Origin of the sequence: Herbinix hemicellulosilytica, from assembly GCF_002904165.1 — a bacterium.
GTDB classification, from domain to species: domain Bacteria; phylum Bacillota; class Clostridia; order Lachnospirales; family Lachnospiraceae; genus Mobilitalea; species Mobilitalea hemicellulosilytica.
The window spans coordinates 14,458-38,606 of sequence record NZ_CVTD020000029.1 but is presented as its reverse complement, the minus strand read 5'-3'; the positions used below and the strand labels follow the sequence as shown (position 1 = coordinate 38,606).

Here is a 24,149-nt window from a genome sequence, read left to right as displayed (position 1 = left end):
TCTCTTTAATCCTCAAACACATCCAAATCTTCTTTCCAAATGCTCTCCAATGCCTCACTTTGGAGCATCTCCCTGGCTTGTGTTTTATAGTATTCTAAAATCACATTTTTCCCATTATTTGTGGCCTCGACAGGCTTTAAAGCATATTTGGCATACCATAATGGCAGTGGCAGTGCTTTTTTCTGGTCAAATGCAATCAGGGATATAATTTGAGAAGCCAGTTCATCCAGCATTTCAGATGACCAATCTTTTACGCTGCCTAATACTTCTACCAAAAGTGGCGGTGTAGTGTTTCCCGCCTTAATATGCATGCCTATTAATCCCACATCTCGTAAAGTTTCAGGCTCCAGCCTGTTATCCTTATTTAATCCATCATATTGAAATGCTGCTGTCCTTGTTCTTTTTACAAGAATACCTGTTAGCAGCCTTTTAATACCTACATCTTGAATTTTGGGCATTAGTTCTTCCATCTTTTTAATTATACTATTGTCCACATCATCTGGAATATAGACTAAATTATCCTCAGTCAGAGCATATATAATTGCACCAAACCTTTTTGTTCCCACTGATGCGATTTTAATTCCATTTTCATTAAATGGATATACCATATCCTTATATTTATCCCAGAAAAACTTAATGGTCTCCCTGCATCTATCATAAATTCTTATAATTTCCTTTCTATCTTCAAGGGGAGCATCCGAACGCTCAAGTACTAAAGGTACATCAACCAAAACGAGTTCAGGCTTTTCATCATCTTCCATTAAATCCTCAAGTAATTTATAGACATTGATAATATCTATAAACTTCAACTTTTTCTGATTATCCAGGTCATCTATCTCATCTACATCAACGATACTTTCCTGTCTTGTTTTATAAATAGAACCTTCACTTATGAGTATGTCCTGCCTTACTGCCCCAGCAACATATAACATTCCGCCAAATGCACTGGAAGTCCTATTGGTTGCCGCAATACCTGATGCCTTGATAGTGAGAGGGGCTATTAAATCTATATTCCTAACCACCCCACTTTCCTTTAAGGCAGGGGCTATTTTATCAATAAACCGCATTTTGGATGATAACCTGGAAACTGTGGCTGGAAGACCTAATTGAATATTAGCCACTATGCTTTGGGATATTGGAGTACTATTTTCTTTAAATCCATCCATCTTCTTTTTCTCCCCTTTGTTTTACAGCATTGATAAAGGATTTCAATTTCCTTTCTTTAACTACAGTCATACCCTTGCTTAACAATCCATTCTCGTTAATATATTGATTTGCTACCAGGTCTTGATATCCTTGCTTGGCAGTTTCTTCATCAATGAAAACTCCAAAATATTTATGAATTATACTTGACAGACACTGACTTAAGTCAATACCAGCCCCTGTCAGGATAATCAAATAAATATGAATATCATCTAATATAAAATCTTTTGTTTCTACCAAGGATTCTTGTTTAACATCCTCAGCAAGGAGCAGGGAATTAAAAAGAGCCTTTAATTTATCTTCTAACTGAATCATTTTATAGTCCAATAACGGTAGAGTGACTACCGTTACTAGACCTGTTCCCGTATTCTTCCTGTAATGAATCCCAAATTTCTTCCCATTTTGTTGAAATATAACATCTTTTACAGTGGTATCAATCAAAAAGCCTATCGGAATTCCCTCATAATTATCATCTGTTCTATTTATTCTTATATCTACCGATGAGTGAAGGATTTCCTTTAAATTCATTTCGGCCCAGGAAGGTGTAAGTATTAACTGGTTTTTATTATCCTCTAGCCATGTATTAAGTAGGTCTAACTGTTGTTTGTTTAGTTTACTTAATAGAATTCCAGGCAGAACTAAAACCCCAGTTTGCAGTGAATTCATCTGGGCTACCTGGCAGTCATAAAAATCCTTAAGAAGCCTGTATTCTGTTCTATTCTTATATTCATCAAGTATTTGAACAGCCATCACAGTACCTCAACCTTTGTCCGAATGAGTTTTATTGCTTCTAACTCACGCTTTTCCTCAAGGTAGTCATCCCAGTTAATATCCCCATCCTTTTCTACTACCTGCTTAAAGAAACTAAAGGTAGTTTTCCTAATCAATGGTGAGTTTTTAAAGAATGATTCACCTTCACTTGCAAGCAAATTCATTTTATTCTGTATTGCTTCTTTTGTGGCAGCATAAGTTTCCTCTTTTGGGTACTCTTCCGTATTTATTTGTGCGGATACGGGAGGTTTCCCCTGTACTCTGCATATCTTATCTATGGTACTTATCAGCAAATTATCATAAAACTCATTCTTCTTTGTCCTTGCTAAATTCATTACATTTGTTTTATAACCTTCAATAAGCCCTACATACTGCTGCATATCTTCTACACTCTTTTTAAGAAGCGCCAAAAATTCATCAGGCTTACTCAGCATAACAGGCTCGTTATCTTCAATCTCTTGTTCAAGACCGCCGTTAACAAATAACTCTATTTCCTTAATACAGTTGCTTAAATTCTTCACCTCGGTATGATTCCTTAATTTTTCTGGTGCATTTGAAAAATAATCAACCCACCTTTTGCTTTCAGGTAATTTCTTATAACAGTCAATGATAGAAGTAAAATTCTTATAAATAGCCTTATACTCACCTATTATTCCTCTATCATTAGCCCACTTTAACTCATTGTTCTCAATAGGCTCTAATCCGCAGGCATCAAGAATTTCTTCAATTCGCTTATATGCTCCACTAAAATCTCCATCTTTTAACTTGTATGCTAATGTATTTATATAGGAAACCATAGTCCCTGTACCTGATATAGTCATCTTTTCGTAATCAGTTGAGTTCTCCAGTTCATTACAATACTTTTGCAGTATATTCGTTATCGGAGAAATAGGAAGCATGAATCCGCCATACTCACAATTTTTCTTGATTTCTGCAATTTTATCCGTAATGCTCTTTACTGCTGGGTCCTTTAAGGTATTAATATAGTCTATAAACAATCTTATATGCCTTACCCTAAACCACAAAGGCTTATCCTTATCATCAATTTTAATGTCCTTTATGATGTTTGGATTATAGGTTTTGATGTTATTCCATCCATCACTGTCATATACTTGGTAGCAAATGCCAAGGAATTTCTCAATCTTCGAAATAACATCTCTGAAGTTTTCCATATTCTTATTATCTTTTTCTGATAACTTATCAACATTAATGCTGTCCTTAATTTTTTCAGCCTCTTGAAGTTGTACTTTATAATAAGGTACCTGATTCTTCTCAAGGACATCCAAATAAGGACCGTTTATAACCTTCTTCATGCTGTCAATTTCTTTTTTGCAGTCATCTTCCAGCCATTTTTTAACTACAGAATACCTGCCGTCCAACTCATAATTGGATATTCTCTCGATAAAACCGTCCTTGGTTTTTAGCAAAAGATTTAGCCCCATCATAAACTCTATCCACTGTTCTAGAATGCGTTTCGGCTTTACCTCGTGTATAAGGCTGAAGAAAAATTTATTGCTGTAATCAGCCATGGATTTGTTGCTGTTTCCATTAAACTTCAGTATTCTGTTCATACATGCGGGTATATTTATGCTGTATCTATTTTCATCCTCATGAATGAATAAACCTGTTTCCTTATATCCTTTTCCCTCATTCATTCTGCCTATGGCGGTTGATTTCAAAACGTTCTTTAACTCCGTATATTCTGCATCAGACAATCTCACATCTTTTTTGCTTCCAAGTTCCTCAAAATCAATGCCGTGGATGAGCATTTGCTTATAAGCCTTTGACAGCAGCGCTATTTGTTTCTCATCATGTTTCTTATAGATAATAGGTCTTAATATCCAGCCTTCCTCATCTAATTTTTCAAACCATTCTCTTGCCTTTAAATTAAAATGGTCCCTGATTTTTCTGATTCTATCCCTAAAGGTAGAAGTAATAACATTCCTGTTCTCCCTTATATCCAATATGTCCTTATCTATGGACATGACCTCTAAAATATCCTTTTGAAGTCTGGTTATATTGACAAATATCAAGCACTTTCCTATGCCTTCATACTTTTCTTTTACAAATTTATCGGTGTACTCTGCACTAATAACAGAATCAGAGATTACAATAACAGGATGAACTCCTTCTTTTAAAAGCCTGCTATCTAACAGTGCATCTTTTAATCTATCTTCATCCTTACCCCATATAATATCTACTATTCTGTCCTCGTGAACATCAAGATAAGGTCCTCCTTCTACCTTGGTCCTGACACATTCAACGCCATTGATAGTATAAAAATTTTCTTCTGGGTAGTTTATTTCCAATGCCCTGCAGGCACCTGAAAGAACCCTTTTTACTTCCTCTTTTCTATTTTTGCTTCTTTCTTTTACTAACGCTTCAATCTCTTTGTTTTTTTCAGTATCTGGAACGTAGCCAAAATCATCTTTTTCTACTCTATACCTTTTATCAAGGCGGCTTAAATAGGCAAAGTTTGGTCCGATATATTCTGCTTCTTTTATATCTTCTTTTTCTATTTTTTCAAGGATGTATCCATAGATATATCTTGCTGATTCTTCAATATCATCCTTCGGATACAACATCCTGACCTGGTCTAAAAATGTTTCTTCTTCCTTCCCCACAATATACTCATTTTCTTTTACATTGAGAGAAAAAGTTTTTAGGCTTCTCAAAAGTATGCCTAAATCAAAACTGCTACCGAAATTATTAACAAATATATCTCCCGTTTCTCTTTTGTAGCCTTGAGAATTGAGGTAAACCGCCAAATCATCCTTTTCTAATTTCACACAGTAAAACTCTTTGAATAACTTTTCGCCATCTTCTGCCTTTGCATCCATCATGGCATTTATTTCTTCCGCAGAATAGTTTGTTTTCTTCTTAGGGATTTGCTCTAAAAGAGCATGCTTAATAGTCTGCCTGAATCTATCATCACACTGAATGTAGTCAAAAGCAGGTTTATCAATCAAACTTTCTTTAAAACGGTTGCTGGAGTTTAATATGGTTTCAAAAATATATCCTGTTTCTTTTTTGACAGAACTATCTTCCATCTTTTGGTCTACGTTATGCATAATAACGTTAAACCAGCCAAAATTACCTCCTGCTATGGTATAGGCTGCTTCTATCAGTCCTTTTGGATAATCGGGTATCATGCCCTTCTTGTTAAGATAAGCGATATAATCCGATATATCTGCAAAGGAATTCTGAAGCATTTCATACATTTCCGTTCTTCTATCTAAAGCACCTATCCCTTGGATACTTCCTCCTATAACTGTAGAACACAAAAGAAGATAGGAAACCTCTGGATATTTCTTTCTCGGGTCTTCATGTTTTATAGCACTTGTAATTACCTGAATTGCTTCTCCATCTATTTTGTTTACCAGTTCCTTCTCTTTTTCAATTCCATACTTTGCAATTTCCCCCGCTGTTTCTAATTCATCGCAGACAATAAGAAAATGTTCAATACCGAATTGCTTAACATACTCCATTCCTTTTCGGGTTAATTCATCCAACTTCTCTTTGTTTATAACCAGTTCATTTAAATTTACCCTGTCTACTTGCAGTAAATCTCCAAGGATGCTTCTATCAAACCCTACAGGAGATAAGGCATCTTGAATGGCTTCCATAATCTTTCCTTGAATGCTTCCATCGGATTCTCTGCTTAAATAGGAAAGTGCTGTATAAATGCCGTAAGCCACCCAGTTATCTCCAATTAAATCAGGATGGCACATTTGGGAATACCTTATGTATAATGGAAGAACCTTATCTTCGAAATTCGGCTTGAAAATTCTCACTTCCTTTTGTACGCCATCTTCATTAATAATCCATCCCTTGTCCATGCCAAGAGGTTCTGAAATAAGTTCGAAACCGATACGGGATTTACCTACACCCCACTTTGAAATCAGCGGGAAAATAGTTGCCATCCCTGCACTTTTCATAGTCTTCGTAAAGCCTTTAAAAATTTCGTAGAACTCTTTCTGCCCTACCATCGGCTGATTTAAAGGAAAATCACTGGTACCAAAAGGAGCCCATATAGACATATCCATCCCTCCTAATCTCTAATCTCCAACTTAATTAATTGATAATCTTTTTTCCCCAGCAAGCCCCTGCCGTGCCTGGGCTGCCCCTGCTCATGGTCTTTAATTATAAACTTTCCTTTGTTTATACCCGTAACAAAGTAATGGTCAATCCATTGTTCTTCTGCCATAGTATTTTCACTGTCAACCTTCTTTTTCAATATGGAGCCTACTATTCCTACTGGAAAAAATCCTCTTGCATCCGAGTATTCTTTAATTAATTTATGTAGTATTTCTATATCATCCACGTCGGCTTCATTTACTAAACTTTCATATACATCAATACCAGCATCCTCTTTTATCTTATGTTTATCTAAGACGTACCTTCCATCTTCGCTTTCAACAATCCAACCTAAATAGTCAAACAACAGCATTGGTATTTTTAAATAAGTACTCATGGAGCCTAAAGAAGGATAATCTTTATTAACGCCCCTAAATTCTATTTCTTCCCCATCTCCAATATCAAGTTCCTTTCTCCAGAAATCACCTAATATTTTTGATTGATTCTCCTTCATTAAACTATTAATGTTCATTTCATCGGGCTTGTTGCTGAAAATGTAAAACTTCTTGTCATTCAGGGTTATATAAGCCTTTGCGAAGTTTTCCATATATCCTTTTTCAAAATAGAGATATCCTCCATTTAGCATTGCATAAGCAATGGTCCTAATTCTTATGGAATACTTTAATAATTGACTTCCCAATACCTTTTCCCATTCCTCATTATGTTTAAATCTTTCTACCAGTTCAGTAGCACCCCCTGTAAGTTCATATCCTCCTTCAATTTCTTTTATAAAGTTACATCCAACGATAGTTAAAGAGTCTTTATCTTTTTCTGCACCAAAAAGGCCATATACCTCATCAGCATTGACAATTCTTCCGCTCTCGTCAACCTTATAGCCAAGATAATCCCTGGCTATATCTTTTTTACTGCTGCAGGGTATTTTCTTTGGTAAAGATTTTAAAATCTCTGCCCACCTTTCTATATTGGATGCTTTTACCCAAAATCTGTCCGTACCTATTTTTATAATCATAATGTATTCCTCAACTTTTCTATATAGTCTTTAATGGTGCTTTTAAACTTTCTGGAACGGTTTTTTATAATAATATCCTTTGAGTATATTAAGTCTTTAAATTCCTCATTAAGCACGTATTCCCCATCTTTAAAATCAATTATATTCTCATCCATCATATCGAAAACCACCTTGTCTACTTCAGGAGCCTTATCTGGAAAAAGGTACATATCATTTTCCATGCAAAATTCATATACAAAATCATTAAGTCTTCCTACCCTAACTTCTCTGCCCTTTGTATTAAAAATGTAAAAGTCTAAAGGCTGGGTTGCATAGTAGTTGGTGTGGTCCGTAGGTCTTATGGATAAGCCTTCAAAACCTGCCGTCTGATATTCAAGGGCTATCATAGTTAGTATGGTTAAAAATGTCTTCCACGGGTAAGAAAGGGCTTCCCTTATAGGCTCTTCCACTGAAAAATCCTTATATTCATAGGGAGTAAAGGTATATTTGTTTTTATCCTTTAACTTTGAGAGGTTTACAGATGAAGTTATCCTCCTGCCCTGCACCCATATCTCATTAGGGTTATTACCCATCGGTGGTAACTCCACATCCTCTGTATCCTCTGCCAATTGCATGATTTTTAGTTTTGTAAGTATTGAAGGATATTGAGGATATCCATTAAACACAGCCTGATAAAAGGACTTTATTTCTTCCGTTTCTTCTATATCTTTATCCTTAATATTTAATATGGTTTCACCAAATTCAGGGATGCTGTCTATAAACTCATATAGGGCTTTACCGTCTCCCCTCTGACCTATAATACAAGCCTCTTCGTATACTTTTTTCAGCAATTTATGTAACAGAGGAGGATAGAAGCAGAGAAGAGATGTTATAAAATCTTCCCTGCTTACCTTTCCACTAAACTTAATCCATTTTTTCGTGATAACCAGCCTGTCTTCTGCAAGTCTAATAAAGTTTTGGTCTATAAGGTATTGTAAATCAGTGTTATTTTTTATTTCTCCGTAATCGTATAGGCTATTTAAACTTTTAACCAATTCGTTTATATTTATCAAAGGACTCACCTGCCTTTGCTCTGTACAAAATTCTAACTATTTGCTTTTACTTTCGACATATCAAAGTTGCCTTCTATCAGGTCTTCTACGTCTCGTTTGGCCTCTTGAATTAGTTGTTTTGATTCTTTATGTTTTATTAAACTATTAAGTACATTATGATGGATTTTATCCATTATATTATTCGCTAATTGAGGTATTACAATATTATTTAATTCTTCTAATGCTATATTAGGTTGTGCTACTCCAGTTGATAAACTATAACTTATTTCTTTACCAATATCAGAATTCAAGTATAGTAACAAATATCCAGTAGGAATATTATTTCTTTTTGGTTTTATACATGCTACTCTCTGATTTATATATACTGTTTCATTATCAATATACATTGCTACTTTTCCAATTGTAGCACCAGTCATTGCATAAACTAAATCTTGTATATTACATGAGAATTCTCTAATTCTTTCCTTTACCTTAGTACCAATCTTTACTCTAGTTAGACTTGTTGTATCTATTGTAAAGTCACTAATATCTCCTATCTTTATTACTTTTTCTCCATCCATATCATCAAAATCACCACTTGAAAATGCATATCCTGAAATTGTTTTAAACTCATCCTTTAATAGAGAACATTTATATTTTCTAAAATGTTCATAAATCGTAATTATGGATGGAGAATTATATTTTAAATCCAATCTATCTTCAATCTGATTTTCTTTTATCCAACTAAATTTAGTTACTTTTATTAATTTGGAATTCAATTTATCTATCTCTATCGCCTCATAAAATATCTCTTCAGCCTCTTTCTTCAATCTTTTCGCTTCTTCTCTCAACTCTTCTGCTTTTCTAACCTTATCTCCTATGTACTTTTGAATTTCAGGAGATGGGATGGGGATTAAAAATTGTTTAAGTCTTTGAAAATCAATTGTTGGTTGACCAGTTTTGGTTTGTGCTCTATTGGTTTGAACTTTTCCATATTTACTATTTAAAAATGTAGAAACATAATGAGAATCAATGCTCTTATTTTGACTTTTTTTAAAAAAACAACAATTCGATGATGCTATGGCTTTCATTCCTTTGGGCACACAGCATACTTGACCTAGATTAGAGCCCGTTTTAGTATAAAGTAAATCATCATCACTAAGTTGTGCTCTTTTTAAAATGTTATATACTTCTTCTGAAATATAAGTTAAATCATCTTCATCAAAATAATTATCTCTAATATTTTTACATCTAATAAATGGAATTCCTTGGTTTGTGTAATTAATATATTTTGAGTTTTCAAATCCTGTTAACATCTCTACTGAATAAAAATCTGTTATATTAGCCAATTTTAATCCACTAAATTTTAATTTTGATATTTCTTTTATATATAAATAATTATAAGCATCTGCATCAATTCTATCTTCTATCAATATATTAGCAGCATAAATTGCACTAGGTTTTTCTAAAGCCAAACAATATCCCTTCAAAGATATTCACCCCTTTCCGTCTTTACTCCATATCCTCTGGCATACCCTTTTTATAAGCCTCCACAATCTTTAATAAATCGTTGTGGTCGTCACCTAACTGCACTTCTACATTCTGTTTTACAGTAAATCCAACCTCATCTGCTACTGCCATAAATACAGGACCTTGTTTTTCTCCTGGATGTTTTTTCTTCTTTAAATATAGCAGCGACGTTTTTGCACCTGCTCCTGAAAGGGCAAAAGTTTCCTGCGGAAGGCTTATAACCGCTTTCAGTATTGCTTTGCCGCCTTCAAATTCACCTGTTACAGGGTTTTTCTTACCCATGATGTATTCACGGACATATTTATCCCCTGAGTTTGAAAGAATTCCATCTGGTACAACTATCATGAGTAGCCCGCCTGGTTTCAACAGTTGAAGGTTTCTGTCAATAAATAACACTGCTGGGTCTACCGAATTTACTTCTTTCCACTGACCTCTGCTGTCTGGCTTTGACCCAAGTGATAAGCCATAAGGATTCATTCTGTTTTGTCCATCTTCATCTATGTCAGAAGAATAATATTTGATAATTTCAGCGCCTTCAGGGTTTTCAACAGTGGTATTTCCCTTCTTAATCGTTTTTGAAATACCAGTTTTTGAAAATGGGGGATTTGTAAGGATTGCATCGAATGTCCCTGGTTTAAGACGTGTATTCATAAGGGAATTTCTCGTTTGGAAAATCGGGCACTTAGGCGCTCCGTGAAGTGCCATGTTAATCCTTGCTTTAAGCACCATCCCTGGGGCATTATCAGCACCTATAAAACAGTGTTCCTTCATTTGTTCAAAAAGTTCCTCATACTGCTTCTTGTCTCCTGTCAATTTGTTCAGAAGGTAGTGTTCTATCTTCTGAAGCATTTTTATTAAAAATCCTGCCGAACCGCAGCACAAATCACCTATGCGGAGGGTAGGTATTCCTGTTTTGGGGTCTTTAGCAATTAGTTTTGCTGCCCCGTCTTTGGTAAGGTCGTGTAAAACCATTTCTGCTGCTGCTTCCGTTACCTGTCTTGGAGTAAGATAGATACCCATACCGCCTTTATTCTCAAACTTTCCACGAAGCAGTACATCAAAAACCCTACCCAATACATCCCCAGTTAAATCCCTTAAAGTGGCAGGTCTCTCTACACCGTCAATTTTTATCGGTCCTAAATCCTGGAGAGCCTTTAAAACAGCAATATAGATATTGGGATTCTCCAGTTTTATATATTCATCTGCACTGAATATGTTTGCCTTTTCCCCATTATCCAAAATAGCAACATAATCTGCATGGTCTTTTATTTCTTTAAAGGCTTCCCTTATCTCCTGGACTGCCTTATCCTTATGTTTTTCTACATATTCGTATCTATATATTTCGTTAAATAGTTTCCCTGTTACATTACCCTTAGTTAATCTATATTCAGGATGATAAAGCCTGAAAGTCTCCAAAAAAATAAGTTTGCTGAATTCATCGATTACATCATTGGAGTTATTTACATGGTCCTTCATTCCATAAATCATTTCATGGAGTCCATCAAATTTCTCTTGTAACTCTTGATATTTTCTTATTGACCATTTATCCCTATCAGTAAGTTGCCTTTTGCCTGAGTACAATTTATTCTCATCTTCAAAGACTGATGGAATTTCAGAAACAGCCTTTTCCTCTTCAACAAGGACATAGGCATTGCTTGTACCGTTTGTAATCCAAGCATAGGTAGAAATAGGGTCAGTTTCCATCGCTTCATATGTTATAGCAGTAACCAATTCTGGCTTTAACTGTTCTTCATCTACTTTTTTTACATATACATATACATTTTTATGGCTGGCTATAAAGGTAGCATCATCAATGTCCTTTATTTCTTCGTAACCAAGTTTTCTTATTTTATCCTTTAGTTCCTGCATGAAAAATTCCTCCTTAATTTTTTGCTCTCATTAAAACAGCCCCATTGGGATGAAGTTTGTATTTCCCACTTTGCTCTGCAATTTTTGATATCTCTTCTGCACTGACTGTAATGTCATTTGGTACATACTCCATAATCCTTTTTATAGGTGTAACAGGTTTACCATCCATTACTTTATCCACTATGTCCAATATAATAGTATTTAGATTATTTCCTCCAACACTGTATAAATCCCCAGTCTTTTTAATATTACTATCCATAAGAAGAAATAGTTGTAATTGTGCTTTATTCCATTTCACTCCAGACTCTTTTAACCTTTGGTGTAATTCTTCAACAGACTTAGGGGTTTTCAGTTGTTCATATATTATTTCTACCAACAGGGTCCACCTCCATTAATGCTCCTTATCTTTTGGTGGATACGGGTCATTTCCATAACTATCTTTACTCCTGATTTTACCGTCTCTTCCTTGAATGATAAGTTCAGATTTTTGGTTTTGGGCAATTTCCTTTGCTACATTTATCGCTTGTTTTTGAGTGCCAGTGACTTTAGTTGCTCTTTCGTTGCCTTCACCTTTAACAGCCCATTTGTCGCCATGTCTTACAACCCATTGATTTTTACCCATATATAACACCTCTTTTAAAATTTGTTTTGTAACACACTTAAATAATTCATCATTTTATCTACTATTTGTTCTTCCAAACTACTTTCCAGTCTTGGAATTTTGATTTTTTCAAAGTCATTTTTTTGAATGAGTTTATATAGTGTCCCTTTAGTAAACATGTTTACCTGGTTTAGAATTATTGGCTGTTTAAATAAAAACAGAAGATAGTAAGGATTAATTCTTCTGGGGACCAAGTTATATAGAGCATCTGTTGTAACCAAACCATCAAATTTTTCTGTAATAAGTGCCGTTGCATGTCCCTTAGTCCCTGTGGCACTGCCTCCTTTGGCAGTTACTATTTCTCCCCTCCTCACAACATATCTCATTCGATTGCTTAAATTGCCGTAAAAATCCTCATGTGTTTCTTTTATGATTGAAAAATTCGGGTCTATATCCGCTAACAAAAAATACTTTACTTTTTGATTCTTACTTATTTCGGGCTTATCTGCTTTTTTTATTTCTACAAGTTCTCCAAGTTCCTCCCATTTTACATCATCAAAATTCTTGTGAATTACCCTATACAGTTCAGTGTAAAAGTTCGAGTAGTACTCAGGGTCTAATCTGTGACTGTCAAGGTATTCTGTCACATAAAAGTGTTTAAGATTCATTTCTTCACCTTTATAATCAAATACCCTGTAAAATATGTTTTCTGCAGACCTGTATAGTTTTTCAGACTCTGCATATCCTGTAGAATCATAAGAACACTCTTCCTGATATGTATCAAAGTCTTCAGGAATTAATAAATTTTCAACATCCTCCACAAAAATTTTATTTAAAATCCCTATTTTTATGGAGTTTAACAGCATTTGTCCTATACTGCTTTTTAAAAACTTATATAATCTTATACCTTTATCCCTATCCCTTAATGTAATTTTAATAATATCCGATGTTACTACACATCCTTCTAATACTTCATTTACATAAATTACCTGTCCTGATTTACCTGAGGCTGTAATCAATATATCTCCATTATTTATAATGTCTTTTTCTCTTACTACTTCAGGCTGTACTACTTTAAGTTCATTAATATATATAACTTCATTTCTTATGTCTCCAGGAGCAATAATCTTATATCCGTTTTTATCTGTATAATACTCTTTCTTAACCCGAATCCCACTTGTTATTTCTTTGCAAATATCACTTAATGCTATAAGGGGATGCCACTGTAATAATCGCTGTATTTCACATTGCTGTACTACATAATCATAAGAAATTCGCTTTCCATCCATTTTATCTGGGGTAATAAACATACAATTCACTCAACTCACCATCGTTCTATAACATAATTTCCCCTTAATAAACTTTCTTTACGTATATAATATTACTATTTTTAGGAAAAGTCAATAGTTTTGTTTCCAATTATTATTAATCACGCTATATCAAATCACTGTACTATGCACAAAAATAAAAACAGGCAAATGCAACCTGTTTTCTATAAATGCTGATTTAATATAATCCTTTCTTCTACTCCATTATGATAAACAAAAATTAATTTTCTCCTGTTAAAAACAGGTCTTGCCCTATGAATAATCCGATGATGATTGGGACAAATAATAACCTGATTTTCTGCATTATTATTGAGGGATTCAACAAATGGGTCTATATGGTGAGATTCTACAATATTGACTCCATATCTTGCACTAATATTCTCTCCACATATCTGGCAGCGATAATTATAAAGAAATTTCAAGGTTTCCCCTATTGCTCTGTTAAGTTTACGGACCTTTACCATTTGATTTACGGTAGCAATAGTGGCAGTATAGTCAACAGTGTTATAGTTTATACTGGCTTCATATTCTTGTTCATCCTCATTAGCCATTGCTTCTCTAATTATTTTAGTATCCTCCTGCGTAATACATTCAAGCAGATATGTATCTGGATAGTCTGTTGTATATATAGCAAGGTATTCTTTTTGTTCTTCAGGAACTTTTATAAATTTGCGTTGATTTTCAGGCAGGCTATTTCTCTCCTCTAATATATACCTGTAACTTACAGCAAAAATGCTTCTAAGTCTTTCCGCAATCTCACTTTGTGGATGATACCTTATTTGCAGTATATCTTTTCTGTTTGGATATTTTCTCTCATCAAATTTCTGATTTACAAGCCTTGCCTTATAAGTCTTTCCTTCCAGTACCAGATAAATGTCTTTAGACTGACCTCTTGGCAAAAACTTATTTATAGTAGTTTGGAAAACTACCTGTATGGTTACTGGAATGCTTACACCCTGCTGCAGCACCGACCAGTCCACTTCTTTTTTATATACGTAACTATTGTTATCAAGCATGCTATCGCCCCTTACACCTTAAAACCATAGGCCTTACTTTATTTATTCTATAATTTTAAGTAAAACCCTTTTTATGCCTAAATCCATATAAAAAAGTACATACCAGTTAAGGTATGCACTTCATAATATAGATATTAAACAAATATACAATAGCATATCAAATAATATTCTTAATAGTACGAGTCATAATCATCATAAAGGTTATAATCATCATTTGATTCTTTACTTTTCTTTTCTCTTTTTTCTATTTCCTCAAGCCATTGGTCTCTAATTTTGTTTTCCTCTGCATAAAAAGTTAACATGTCTATTTTTAATTCATCAACACTAATACCATTCTGCTTGCAATATTCATATTCATCCATGTCTTCAGGTATTTCTCTTTCAATTCCACCAAACACTTCGCTTCTTAAGTATTCGGTACCTGGATAAACTGTGTACAAATCCATAAAATCTTCATAATCTTCATCAAATTGCCCTGTTGTATAAGTAGCACCGCAAATTTTACCTGTATGAAGATTTATCTGTGCCGTGCCCCTACACTCGTTTCCACAAGTAGCATAGTATGCTTCTCTAACAACTTCTCTGATATCTATATTTTCTAGGATATTTTTAATCTTTTCATAATTAATCATAAACATACACCCCCGAAACTATTTATAATTAATTTTGTTGCAAAGGGGAATATAAGGATTTATTCCCCTTCGGTCAAAAACAATTTATTTATTGTAGCCAAAGTACTCATAACATTTTTTGCCGACTTCTTGCATATACCAATGGTATTCATTATTATAAGTCCAACTATCATCATCTAAGTAATATAATTTGTCTTTTATTTTAAAGATTTCTTTGCCAAGATATGTTCCGATTACATAGTCACCATCTGCATCATATCCATTTTCTTTTAGATAATTATCAATTTCTGATTCAAGGCTGCCACCATTTACACCATGAAATTCTATAGTGTCTTCTCCATCTTTTTCGTCTTCATATTTCTTTATCAGGTCATCTACTGCTTTTTTACATATATTTTCTTCATCTGCCCAGTCTATTTCAAAAATTGATTCCATCAGATACTCGGAGTTGCCTGTATAATAAGTTAAATAATATTCTATGAAGTTATCAGTATCGCCAATTTTTCCATAGTTATATAATTGACTGCATGACCAATCTTCGGCGATATAAATTCCTAATTCTCTTACCTCATAAAAAGCATTATCATATTTATCATACTCGCTACCAAATTCTAAAGAACATATATAGTGAATATCTTCTTCGGTCCATACATACTCTTTTTCACTATCCATAAGAAAATCATTTAGCAAGACTTTTAATTCTTCTTCAGTAATTTTATTTAATGGCTTTTTATATTCACTTTCAATTTGATTTGCTACCCTATCTGTAATTTTATAGTTAAATAATATTCTCATAGTATAAACCCCTTTCTTATAGAAATTTATATTTCTTATATCAGCAGATACTTGAAAAATTCAAGTATCTGCCGTTAAAGATTTCATATTTATATAAAGTTATACCTATGCCCCTAAATTATATGGACATGAGTAAGTTGCTGTTTCTAAATCAACGTCCTTAGGATTAAATACAAGTGCATGATTTCTCCAAAACTCCAGCATTCTCTGCCTTTCTAATTCGTCTTTTATATTTTTGTCCTGCGGCTCTTTTACCAGGTATTCTCCTGGGAACATGGTAATAAGGTAGTATTCATCAGGCTTCTGATTGCTTCTATTTAAGACAAAAACACATTTATTCGTTAGTTTCTTTTCCCCATCCAAGGTAAACCTGCTGTATATCTCTCTGTTCTTTCTCTTCGCATATACAATAGAATCCTTATCAGTTGTCTCGCAAAGCAATGAGTATCCGATATTAAATGGAAATTCAACTACCATATCTACGAATCTCTTATTTATATCATTAAAGTATCCTTTATATGAAGCATATTGAATAACATTTTGATAAGGAATTATAAAATCTTTCTCATGCACTTGCATATGGCTTCTAAATTTGTTGGATTGGATAATTTTATTTTGAACTGTTTTTCTTACACTAATAGTTCGTACAAAAATTTTATTATAGCAATATATAATTCCCTGTTCCATTGGATTACTCAAAAATGCTATTGAAGCAATTTCCTCATGCTCTAAATTCACAGTAAAATCTTTCTTCTTCACTCGCATCCTGCCACAATTAAATGCATTTTCAATCTTTTTGATTGCTTCATCATAACTTATTACATAAACTATTTTTTCATCTTTTCCATTCATTTTTGTATGGTGCTCTTCTAACATTAATTCTTTTCCGCAAAAAAGTTCTTCTGCTGTTTTTAGTATTTCTTCTTTAGTATAATAACTTCTTTTAGATTTTACATATTCTACAATATCTCCGTTATTCATAATTATTGTAATGGCATTTTCGTCAATTAATGCTTGTTTATATTCACCGTCAACAGGAAATACCGAAGAATTAATTATATGGTCAAAACCACACGGATTTACAAAATCGTATTCTTTATCAAACTGACCATTTACATATCTTTTTATAAAGTGCCCTAATTGACATATGTGCTTTTGAAGTTCCTTAGAATTAACAGATTTATTTATATTTTTCATATTCCATCTCTCCTTTGTCTTTGATATAATTATTAATAAGTTCATATTTATATTCTGTTACCAATACATGAGAGGGGCATTCGGCAAAATGCCTCTCATTTTTTCTTTATCGGGTGCTCTAATATTAATCACAAAACCACCTCCCTTATAGTCCATAACTTAGAGTAAAATGTATTTTAAAAGTCAGGGGGTTTTCAAACTTTTTTAAATTTTATAAGAATCATTTTCCCCCTCTACTAGGAGTATAACATAAAAGAAATTTTGAGTTTTTTATGAGCCTTACCCCCTACATTATTGAGCATAACATAAATTAAATTTGAAATTTTTTATTCGCCTTTTATCCCGACATCTATAGTATAACTCATAAGAAATTTGAAATTTTTTGAACCTTACCCCTCTAATAGAAGTATAACATACAAGAAATTTTGGTTTTTTTGTAAGCCTTACCCCCTCGTCTATAGTATAACTCATATAAAATGGACAACTTCAATTTACCTTAGGACTCTATTCCTTATACCTTATACCCATCTCGCCTGTAATTGGCAATAAAAAAAACTGCCTACTATTTAAGTATTTAAGTAGACAGTTACGTGAAGGAAAGCGATATATATTGAAACCATTACTAGATGAGGTATTCTAATAATTATTAGTTTTCTATGTCAAGTTTATTTTTATTTTTTAATTCTTAACCCTTTATTCTTTTCCCTTCTTTAAACCTAATCATAATATGTATATTAGTGAGTCAGAGCAAAGGCTTATGGTTTAAGGGGGTTAGTAGGTTTAAATGCGACAAAAATTATACTCCTGCCCCAGACATCAACCTTATAACTAATTCCTTAGACCTTTCCCATCTCTAACCAAAATGGCTGACAAATTAGTATACTACAACTACCCGTCAGCCTAGTTAAAAAATGTAAATTATTCAGTCTTTTCGTTTAATAGTTTTTTGAACATTCTTTCTATCTTGTTTATAAACTTCTGCCTGCTCTCACTTGTATTAATAATAGAATATCCTCTTTCCTTTCCTCCCTTAATTATTTCAGCATACCATACTTTAGAAGATTTTAGCAGGTCGAGTTTATTAATTAGTGGTAGATACTCTTTCCAATTCTCCTTATCCCGTAACACCTTGCTTATGGCTACGTATCCGTAAAACATGAAATTTTCCCCTATTAACGATGTTTCTTTACTTTGTGCTCTCTTTTCGTAATTGTGCAACTCGGGAATGAGGTTTATTAGTTCATTAAAAAATTCTGACAGATATTTTGCAAGTTCCATTGCCTGAACCCTTGTTTCCAAATCCTTATAAACTAAATCTATAGCATTTACAAGAGTGGCAAAAGTAACAATATGCCTCTCATCTTTTTTGGGAATTGAATTTCTCACTACTTCCACTCTACCAGCCAGGTCGCTGTTTTTCATAAGTTCTCTAACTATAATGTTTGCAAGGCCCGTTTGATTAAAATATTCCGCACGGCTTGAACTGATTTTCAGCCCTAGAGAGAACTGGTGGAATTGCTGCTGTGCGGTCTGGACATTATAGTGGGTAACTTTTACAGGGAATTTTAGTTCGGTTAAATCGAAGAATGTATCCCCTTTTTCGTTTCCTTCAAGAATCATGCTTAAAGCCCTAATTCTGTGCTGCCCATCTGCAATGTTTATTTCGCCATCTACAGCAAGATTACCCTCATCATCAAGTTCGACTTTTTCATTGCCATCTTCAAGAACATTTAATGTAATCATATCCGTAAAATATTGGCCTGAAAGCATAGAAGTATAGATTTTTTCACATTGGCTTTATTGTACACAGCAACCTCAACTTCACTATTGTCCTTTCCCCTTTTTACCTTTGTTCCTCTCTGGATTTCTGGGTTATATGTTATTATCCCATCCCTCCACATCTCTGCTAATTCCTGTCCATCAATAACAGTTTGATATTCTTTCTCCCCTATTTGATTTACGTTTTTGAAGACATATTCGGACATATGTGCCCTTCCTCCTCTGCTAATATATTAGATACCAACCAAAATATTTTCCATTATGAAGATTATTAGCAATATTTTCTGCTTGTATTCTAACAGATTGAAGTCAAAGGCACAAGGGAAAAGTTAATTTTGATGGGTACATCAATAATAAGTTAAACAATATATAAAACAAGTTTGGAAAATAAAAAGTGCGGGATTCTCTCCCACACCTTGCTCCTTGTCCCTTATATACCTAATTTCTATTTATCCCTGCTATTCATCTATTAAGTACCTTGTAATAAGTTCATCCAGTTTCTGGCTTAATTTCAACGTCTCTTCATTGTTTATTCCTTTGCCCTCGAGGGTAACTTTTTTATTCAACTCATCTCTTAATTTTTCTATTTCCCGAAGCAAATGCTTCAATTTTTCACTGTTCTGTTTTTCTTTAGATTTTTTACTCTTTTCTCTTTGTACAAATCTCTATCTGCCATTTTTATTATGTCCCCCATGTTTCGTAAACAATCATAATAGGCTGCTCCTGCACTAATTTGAATATTCATCCCTTGCCCTGCTGCTAATTTATTAATCTCTCTTCTTATTCTTTCTATTACTCTATAAGCAGCCTTTTTATCCTGGTTAAAAAGTAAAATTATGAATTCATCGCCCCCGTACCTTAGTCCCGCATCCTCCTTCCTTATACACTTTTTTATCGCTTGTCCTACTATTTCAATGACCTTATCTCCTGCTGTATGTCCATATGTATCGTTAATTTCTTTTAAATTATCCACGTCAATAAGTATTAGGGAAAAGTTTTGGGTTCTAGGGTGAAGGGTTGCACCACTGATAATCTTCTCCCAATAATTACGGTTATATAGTCCAGTAACTGCATCTGTCAATGCTTTTCTACAGTTTTTACACTTAGGATGTCTTAATACAGCAGTAATTACATAGTACATATTGCCAGTAATATTAACCTCATCAATAGTGACATTATAATCCTCCAAATCATATTCAATAGGAAAATTATCAGTCAATCTATATAAATCCCCTAGTTTTTCAAGGTATTTTATGGCATTTTGATTGTCTATGCTGGCATATTGAATATCATATCTTTTATTTAATACGATGCGAATTATCTCTCTATTTTTGTCTCCCTTACACACAATAATTAGCCCCCAAATTTATGGTTTGTTCTTTATTAGAACATATTATTGCATAACTTCGGATAAAATACAACTGTTCCAATAAAGAACATAAGGTGGTGTAATTATGAAGTTAATACTGGATTCCGAAGAACGCAATATTACAGGTTCCAGAGTAAAAATTGCAAGGTTAAGAAATAATCTAACCCAACAACAGTTATCCGCTAAACTGGAAACCTTGGCCGTGTATATAGACAGAGCCAGTATTTCTAAAATCGAGCAACAAAAACGCATTGTGACTGACTATGAGTTACTTGCCCTGTGCGAAGTCCTCAAAGTCAGCCCTGGTTGGCTATTAGGGTTAGAAAAATAATTTTTGTTCTAATAAAGAACATTATAATATATACCCTTATTTTTGTAAATCTAACAGTCTCTTTTTCCTTTTCTTGCACCTTTACCTTATATCAGTCCTCATTTACCCACCTTGTTTGCCTTCATTTACCTATATTTATCAAAGCATAAAAAACACACCTCTCCTCTGCGTTATGCAGTATAAGAGAAGTGTGTCCCTCTCGGCTGTATGCCACCATATTACCATATTTTAGTTATGAGTACAAGAATTAATATTATTTTCCCTTTGCAATCAATGTCCACCGAATGGCAGTCTTACTAATTGGCTGTATATCATTTCCTGCTGTGTTTACTTTAACGTAATATGGCCTCAAATTAAACCTATACCCTTTACTCACCAGATATTCAACCGCTTGTATAAGGGCTTTCACTGTCATATATGTTGCCTTTATTCCTATTGCATCAATATGGACAATGCCATCCTCAACTACGTATTTATTAATTGTATCAGCAATAGCGTTTATATTACCATTTCCTGAAACCTTTAATACCTGTATACCCAATATAAAATCCCTCCTTAATGTTTCAAGCATTATAGGAAGGAATTTTATATTATTTCAAGTTTAAATAACAAATATGTAAAATTGTTAACTTTTGCAAACAGTTAAACTTTGTTTGTTGCTTCTTATAAACAGTTGAATTTTGTTGTTTTTCCTTATAAACAGTGGTGCAAATGTGTTTGCCAAATTCAGTCATTTTTACGCCACTGTTTGATAAGGAGTAACAATTAATTTTACCTTTTACTATAATATTTAAAAATACTTTATTAATAAAAATATGTATCATAGTTTAACTGTTTGTAAGGGTCAACAATGAATGAAATATTTGTAATAAAAATATATACACAGTTCAACTGTTTATAAGGCTTAACAATTCTTTATATGCTTCTATATATATATTATACAGGCTTTAAATTTAAAAATGTGACACTTTTTATAAAACTTTTTAAATTTTTTTATTTTATTCTACAGCATTTTTCAGTCCTGTATCATAATCTTTTACAACGATTTTCTTCTTGTTATATCTTATAGTCTGGAGTTGTGCAGTTTTATATGCTTTGTCTACCTGCTCTTTTGTGGCTTCTCCTGCATCCTTTGCTCCTTCGAGAATCATCTTATAGATGTTTCTGAATCCTAATTCCTGAAGACTCTTTACATTATTCTCAAAACCTTTTAACCCAGCCTCATCGTTGTCAACAAGTAGATATATCTTAATTTTTTCTCTTACATTCTCATACAACTGGTAAAGTTGATATAGTTGTCCCTTACTGAGGGAATGGCCGAACATCCCCACTGTATTTTTATAGCCATGTTTAAGCACCATTTTCATTACATCAAATGGTCCTTCAACAATAAAAACTTCTTCTTTACTACTATTAACCAGCCGGTTTGCATTATATAAAGTGCATCCCGATTTAAATCCCTCAAAATTATAGTACTTTTTATATATGCAATTTTGATTTTCAATCTCTTTTATTTTTTCTTCTCTACTAATATCTTTTAATCCCAGCCTTTTAGCCCAATAGTCGTAATGTTCTTCCTCGCTGTATTTATTTCTCCCCACAACCCCTACAAGCCTATCATTTAAATCTCTAACCAGGAAACATATTCTGTTTCTAAAACCATTAACACAGTCTCTTCCTGCAAAATACACTTCCATCTCTTCCGCATCCTTTACTGTAAATCCCCTTTTAAAAAATGCAGGAGGATATACTCCTTTATTAAAGCCAAAGCCTTCAAGACTAACCTCTGGAAGAATTCGCTTCTCAAGCACAATTTCTTCCTCCACATTTACAAATTCTTTTTTTATTTCTGCAACATTTTTATGCTCAACATTTGAAACTGTAATCCCTAAAACACCTGATATCCATTCCAGTGCTTCAGTAAAACTATAGTTTTTCTTTTCACATACAAATTTAATAAAGTTTTCTCTTTTCCCACATTTAAAACAGCCAACAAAATAAGAATTGTCATTACCTTTCTTTAAAATTGCATGCTGATACCTTTTACTATGCATATCACATCCCCAGGGGCAGTGCTCAAACTTCCCATTTTCTATTGCATACCCTAAGGCTCTGATTACGTGCTCTATATTTAATTGGCTGCTATCATTAATCTTCTGTTTCAACTCATCATAGTATGCATATGTCTGCTGTTGATAGTTATTATATTCACCATTCATCTTTTCTGGATGATATTTAAGGTATGTTTTAACAACTACTCTAATTTCTTCATTATCGTTATGAGTAAGATAATTTTCCAAATAACTTCTATTTATTTCATCAATCTGCTTCAGCGTTAGTCCCTTATATTTCCCAAATCTAACAATATAATCACCCGCATATGTTTTAAAGCATTCTGCTATTTCTTCTTTTACTGTATCGTTTGTGCTTCTTTTGTACTGTCCCCATAGATATTGTAATCCAGAAAAGTTGGCATGTATGGTTTCCATATTCATAACTTCCACCATATCCATCCCTTTTACCTTACCAAACGAAAAAGTTTTGTTTTCCATATACATCGCCTCCGTCTTAATTTGGAGGCATTATATTGACCAAATCTTTGGTTTTCAAATTTTTATCTTGTTTTTTTAAAATTTTTACTTCAAAATTTGATTTTCTTCTTGCTATGGCTAAAATGTCAAAAACAATCGTGGAGGATGATTCATATGAAAAAACCATACATAAATGATAAAAAAGTAAAATCCCTTCTGTACATGTACAAGTTAGGGCAAGAAGATAAAAGCAATTTAAACAAACATCATCAAAATGAAATTTTCGTTAATTTGTATTATTTAATGGAGCCCCTTTTAAAATGGACAATAACAGGAGATATAACTAAAATCTATTCGCCTAAAATTAGAAAGCAAAGGTATTCTAAACTTATTGAATTACAAGATTCTTTATTGTGCAATCATTATGATAAAAGTTTCAAATTTAAATTTGATTTTACTTCTGTTTATGGAAGATATTTTAATGATTATATTCAACTGTATGGATATACAGATGATTCTAAACCTTGGAACTATACTCTTATATACCCTTTCTGGGAACTGGTGAATAAAATCTCTTTAGATAAGATTGAAAAAACATTAGAGAAATTTAATAATCAATATTCTTATTATCTTGCCGTTAAATTTTGTGACCAGTATTGGGATTATATATATAAATGTGTCAAACGTGACTTAACATTACAAATATTAAGCATAGACAGGATTAAATATGAATGTTCTTCAGACGAGACAACTAATTCTTTTGATAAATTTCAATATAAACACAATATGTATACTCTTATCGACGCTGATGGCACAGATGATATTTTTTCCAGTATTAAAGGAATATTAACAGAAAAAGAACAACAAGTATTAAATTTGCTCATAGATGGATATACCCATATAGAAATTGCCCAAATACTAAATATTACACCTGAATATTCCCGTCAGATAAAAGCCAGGGCTGGTAAAAAGATTCGTAGCCATCTATGCAGAATGACATAGTACTCTGTATCCATAGAAGTCCATATTACTGAATTAATATGATATGCACTCATATGG

Annotated in this window: 22 protein-coding genes; 2 read left to right on the top strand and 20 right to left on the bottom strand. The window is 33.2% G+C overall.

The window, feature by feature from the left end:
* Positions 1-5 precede the first annotated feature (5 nt).
* The 18 genes from HHT355_RS13065 to HHT355_RS12985 all read right to left on the bottom strand — a co-directional run bounded on the left by HHT355_RS13065 (position 6) and on the right by HHT355_RS12985 (position 20,207).
* A complete protein-coding gene (locus HHT355_RS13065) occupies positions 6-1,166 on the bottom strand; it encodes a hypothetical protein (RefSeq protein ID WP_103203887.1) in 1,161 nt (386 codons plus the stop codon).
* On the bottom strand, positions 1,153-1,953 hold the full coding sequence (locus HHT355_RS13060; protein ID WP_103203886.1) for a protein kinase family protein: 801 nt from the start codon (positions 1,951-1,953) through the stop codon (positions 1,153-1,155). The genes HHT355_RS13065 and HHT355_RS13060 overlap by 14 nt, the downstream gene beginning before the upstream one ends.
* Complete coding sequence (locus tag HHT355_RS13055) at positions 1,953-6,014, bottom strand: hypothetical protein (RefSeq protein ID WP_103203885.1); 4,062 nt, start codon at positions 6,012-6,014, stop codon at positions 1,953-1,955. The genes HHT355_RS13060 and HHT355_RS13055 overlap by 1 nt, the downstream gene beginning before the upstream one ends.
* An 11-nt stretch (positions 6,015-6,025) precedes the next feature.
* Positions 6,026-7,081: a hypothetical protein gene (locus HHT355_RS13050; protein WP_103203884.1), complete on the bottom strand. Its 1,056-nt coding sequence runs from the start codon at positions 7,079-7,081 to the stop codon at positions 6,026-6,028.
* A complete protein-coding gene (locus HHT355_RS13045; protein WP_103203883.1) occupies positions 7,078-8,133 on the bottom strand; it encodes a hypothetical protein in 1,056 nt (351 codons plus the stop codon). The genes HHT355_RS13050 and HHT355_RS13045 overlap by 4 nt, the downstream gene beginning before the upstream one ends.
* Before the next feature lie 32 nt (positions 8,134-8,165).
* Entirely contained in the window at positions 8,166-9,587 is a 1,422-nt protein-coding gene (locus HHT355_RS13040; RefSeq protein ID WP_146039196.1) for a restriction endonuclease subunit S, read from the bottom strand.
* 37 nt (positions 9,588-9,624) lie between these two features.
* The gene (locus tag HHT355_RS13035; RefSeq protein ID WP_103203881.1) at positions 9,625-11,511 is read right to left on the bottom strand and encodes an HsdM family class I SAM-dependent methyltransferase; all 1,887 of its coding nucleotides are present in this window, start codon (positions 11,509-11,511) and stop codon (positions 9,625-9,627) included.
* 13 nt (positions 11,512-11,524) lie between these two features.
* Complete coding sequence (locus HHT355_RS13030; RefSeq protein WP_103203880.1) at positions 11,525-11,887, bottom strand: hypothetical protein; 363 nt, start codon at positions 11,885-11,887, stop codon at positions 11,525-11,527.
* Positions 11,888-11,902: 15 nt separating this feature from the next.
* Entirely contained in the window at positions 11,903-12,133 is a 231-nt protein-coding gene (locus tag HHT355_RS13025; RefSeq protein WP_103203879.1) for a DUF2188 domain-containing protein, read from the bottom strand.
* A gap of 14 nt (positions 12,134-12,147) precedes the next feature.
* Positions 12,148-13,422: a restriction endonuclease subunit S gene (locus tag HHT355_RS13020; RefSeq protein WP_103203878.1), complete on the bottom strand. Its 1,275-nt coding sequence runs from the start codon at positions 13,420-13,422 to the stop codon at positions 12,148-12,150.
* Positions 13,423-13,604: 182 nt separating this feature from the next.
* A complete protein-coding gene (locus tag HHT355_RS13015) occupies positions 13,605-14,456 on the bottom strand; it encodes an HNH endonuclease signature motif containing protein (protein ID WP_103203877.1) in 852 nt (283 codons plus the stop codon).
* Positions 14,457-14,626: 170 nt separating this feature from the next.
* The gene (locus HHT355_RS13010; protein ID WP_103203876.1) at positions 14,627-15,088 is read right to left on the bottom strand and encodes a hypothetical protein; all 462 of its coding nucleotides are present in this window, start codon (positions 15,086-15,088) and stop codon (positions 14,627-14,629) included.
* Between the two features lie 84 nt (positions 15,089-15,172).
* Entirely contained in the window at positions 15,173-15,883 is a 711-nt protein-coding gene (locus HHT355_RS13005; protein ID WP_103203875.1) for a hypothetical protein, read from the bottom strand.
* Between the two features lie 105 nt (positions 15,884-15,988).
* A complete protein-coding gene (locus HHT355_RS13000; RefSeq protein WP_103203874.1) occupies positions 15,989-17,080 on the bottom strand; it encodes a hypothetical protein in 1,092 nt (363 codons plus the stop codon).
* Between the two features lie 918 nt (positions 17,081-17,998).
* Positions 17,999-18,823, bottom strand: a complete 825-nt coding sequence (locus HHT355_RS12995; RefSeq protein WP_242967686.1) for a DNA sulfur modification protein DndB — start codon at positions 18,821-18,823, stop codon at positions 17,999-18,001.
* Entirely contained in the window at positions 18,820-19,065 is a 246-nt protein-coding gene (locus HHT355_RS13830) for a hypothetical protein (protein WP_242967685.1), read from the bottom strand. The genes HHT355_RS12995 and HHT355_RS13830 overlap by 4 nt, the downstream gene beginning before the upstream one ends.
* Positions 19,066-19,317: 252 nt before the next feature.
* Positions 19,318-19,467: an aspartyl-phosphate phosphatase Spo0E family protein gene (locus HHT355_RS12990; RefSeq protein WP_103203873.1), complete on the bottom strand. Its 150-nt coding sequence runs from the start codon at positions 19,465-19,467 to the stop codon at positions 19,318-19,320.
* Positions 19,464-20,207: a GGDEF domain-containing protein gene (locus tag HHT355_RS12985; RefSeq protein ID WP_103203872.1), complete on the bottom strand. Its 744-nt coding sequence runs from the start codon at positions 20,205-20,207 to the stop codon at positions 19,464-19,466. The genes HHT355_RS12990 and HHT355_RS12985 overlap by 4 nt, the downstream gene beginning before the upstream one ends.
* 106 nt (positions 20,208-20,313) lie before the next feature.
* Between HHT355_RS12985 and HHT355_RS12980 the strand changes: the two genes are divergently transcribed.
* A complete protein-coding gene (locus HHT355_RS12980; RefSeq protein WP_103203871.1) occupies positions 20,314-20,559 on the top strand; it encodes a helix-turn-helix domain-containing protein in 246 nt (81 codons plus the stop codon).
* Positions 20,560-20,812: 253 nt separating this feature from the next.
* On the opposite strand, the gene HHT355_RS12975 is transcribed toward HHT355_RS12980, so the two are convergent.
* Together HHT355_RS12975 and HHT355_RS12970 are read right to left on the bottom strand one after the other, a co-directional pair.
* Positions 20,813-21,100 (bottom strand): stage V sporulation protein S, encoded by a 288-nt coding sequence (locus HHT355_RS12975; RefSeq protein WP_073026835.1) that lies wholly within the window; start codon positions 21,098-21,100, stop codon positions 20,813-20,815.
* Between the two features lie 457 nt (positions 21,101-21,557).
* Positions 21,558-23,111, bottom strand: coding sequence for a toprim domain-containing protein (locus HHT355_RS12970; protein ID WP_158245974.1), 1,554 nt, complete (start codon positions 23,109-23,111; stop codon positions 21,558-21,560).
* Between the two features lie 153 nt (positions 23,112-23,264).
* Here HHT355_RS12970 and HHT355_RS12965 point away from each other — a divergent pair, with 153 nt between their 5' ends.
* Positions 23,265-24,092 (top strand): LuxR C-terminal-related transcriptional regulator, encoded by an 828-nt coding sequence (locus HHT355_RS12965; protein WP_158245973.1) that lies wholly within the window; start codon positions 23,265-23,267, stop codon positions 24,090-24,092.
* The last annotated feature ends 57 nt before the right edge of the window (positions 24,093-24,149 follow it).

Coding starts and splice junctions, on each gene's coding strand:
- HHT355_RS13065 (WP_103203887.1), bottom strand. CDS start 1,166: ATGGATGGATTTAAAGAAAATAGTACTCCAATATCCCAAAGCATAGTG.
- HHT355_RS12995 (WP_242967686.1), bottom strand. CDS start 18,823: ATGATTACATTAAATGTTCTTGAAGATGGCAATGAAAAAGTCGAACTT.
- HHT355_RS13050 (WP_103203884.1), bottom strand. CDS start 7,081: ATGATTATAAAAATAGGTACGGACAGATTTTGGGTAAAAGCATCCAAT.
- HHT355_RS13830 (WP_242967685.1), bottom strand. CDS start 19,065: ATGTCCGAATATGTCTTCAAAAACGTAAATCAAATAGGGGAGAAAGAA.
- HHT355_RS13060 (WP_103203886.1), bottom strand. CDS start 1,953: ATGGCTGTTCAAATACTTGATGAATATAAGAATAGAACAGAATACAGG.
- HHT355_RS13005 (WP_103203875.1), bottom strand. CDS start 15,883: ATGAGAATATTATTTAACTATAAAATTACAGATAGGGTAGCAAATCAA.
- HHT355_RS13020 (WP_103203878.1), bottom strand. CDS start 13,422: ATGTTTATTACCCCAGATAAAATGGATGGAAAGCGAATTTCTTATGAT.
- HHT355_RS12965 (WP_158245973.1), top strand. CDS start 23,265: ATGAAAAAACCATACATAAATGATAAAAAAGTAAAATCCCTTCTGTAC.
- HHT355_RS13015 (WP_103203877.1), bottom strand. CDS start 14,456: ATGCTTGATAACAATAGTTACGTATATAAAAAAGAAGTGGACTGGTCG.
- HHT355_RS13010 (WP_103203876.1), bottom strand. CDS start 15,088: ATGATTAATTATGAAAAGATTAAAAATATCCTAGAAAATATAGATATC.
- HHT355_RS12970 (WP_158245974.1), bottom strand. CDS start 23,111: ATGGAAAACAAAACTTTTTCGTTTGGTAAGGTAAAAGGGATGGATATG.
- HHT355_RS13025 (WP_103203879.1), bottom strand. CDS start 12,133: ATGGGTAAAAATCAATGGGTTGTAAGACATGGCGACAAATGGGCTGTT.
- HHT355_RS13000 (WP_103203874.1), bottom strand. CDS start 17,080: ATGAAAAATATAAATAAATCTGTTAATTCTAAGGAACTTCAAAAGCAC.
- HHT355_RS13035 (WP_103203881.1), bottom strand. CDS start 11,511: ATGCAGGAACTAAAGGATAAAATAAGAAAACTTGGTTACGAAGAAATA.
- HHT355_RS12980 (WP_103203871.1), top strand. CDS start 20,314: ATGAAGTTAATACTGGATTCCGAAGAACGCAATATTACAGGTTCCAGA.
- HHT355_RS13055 (WP_103203885.1), bottom strand. CDS start 6,014: ATGTCTATATGGGCTCCTTTTGGTACCAGTGATTTTCCTTTAAATCAG.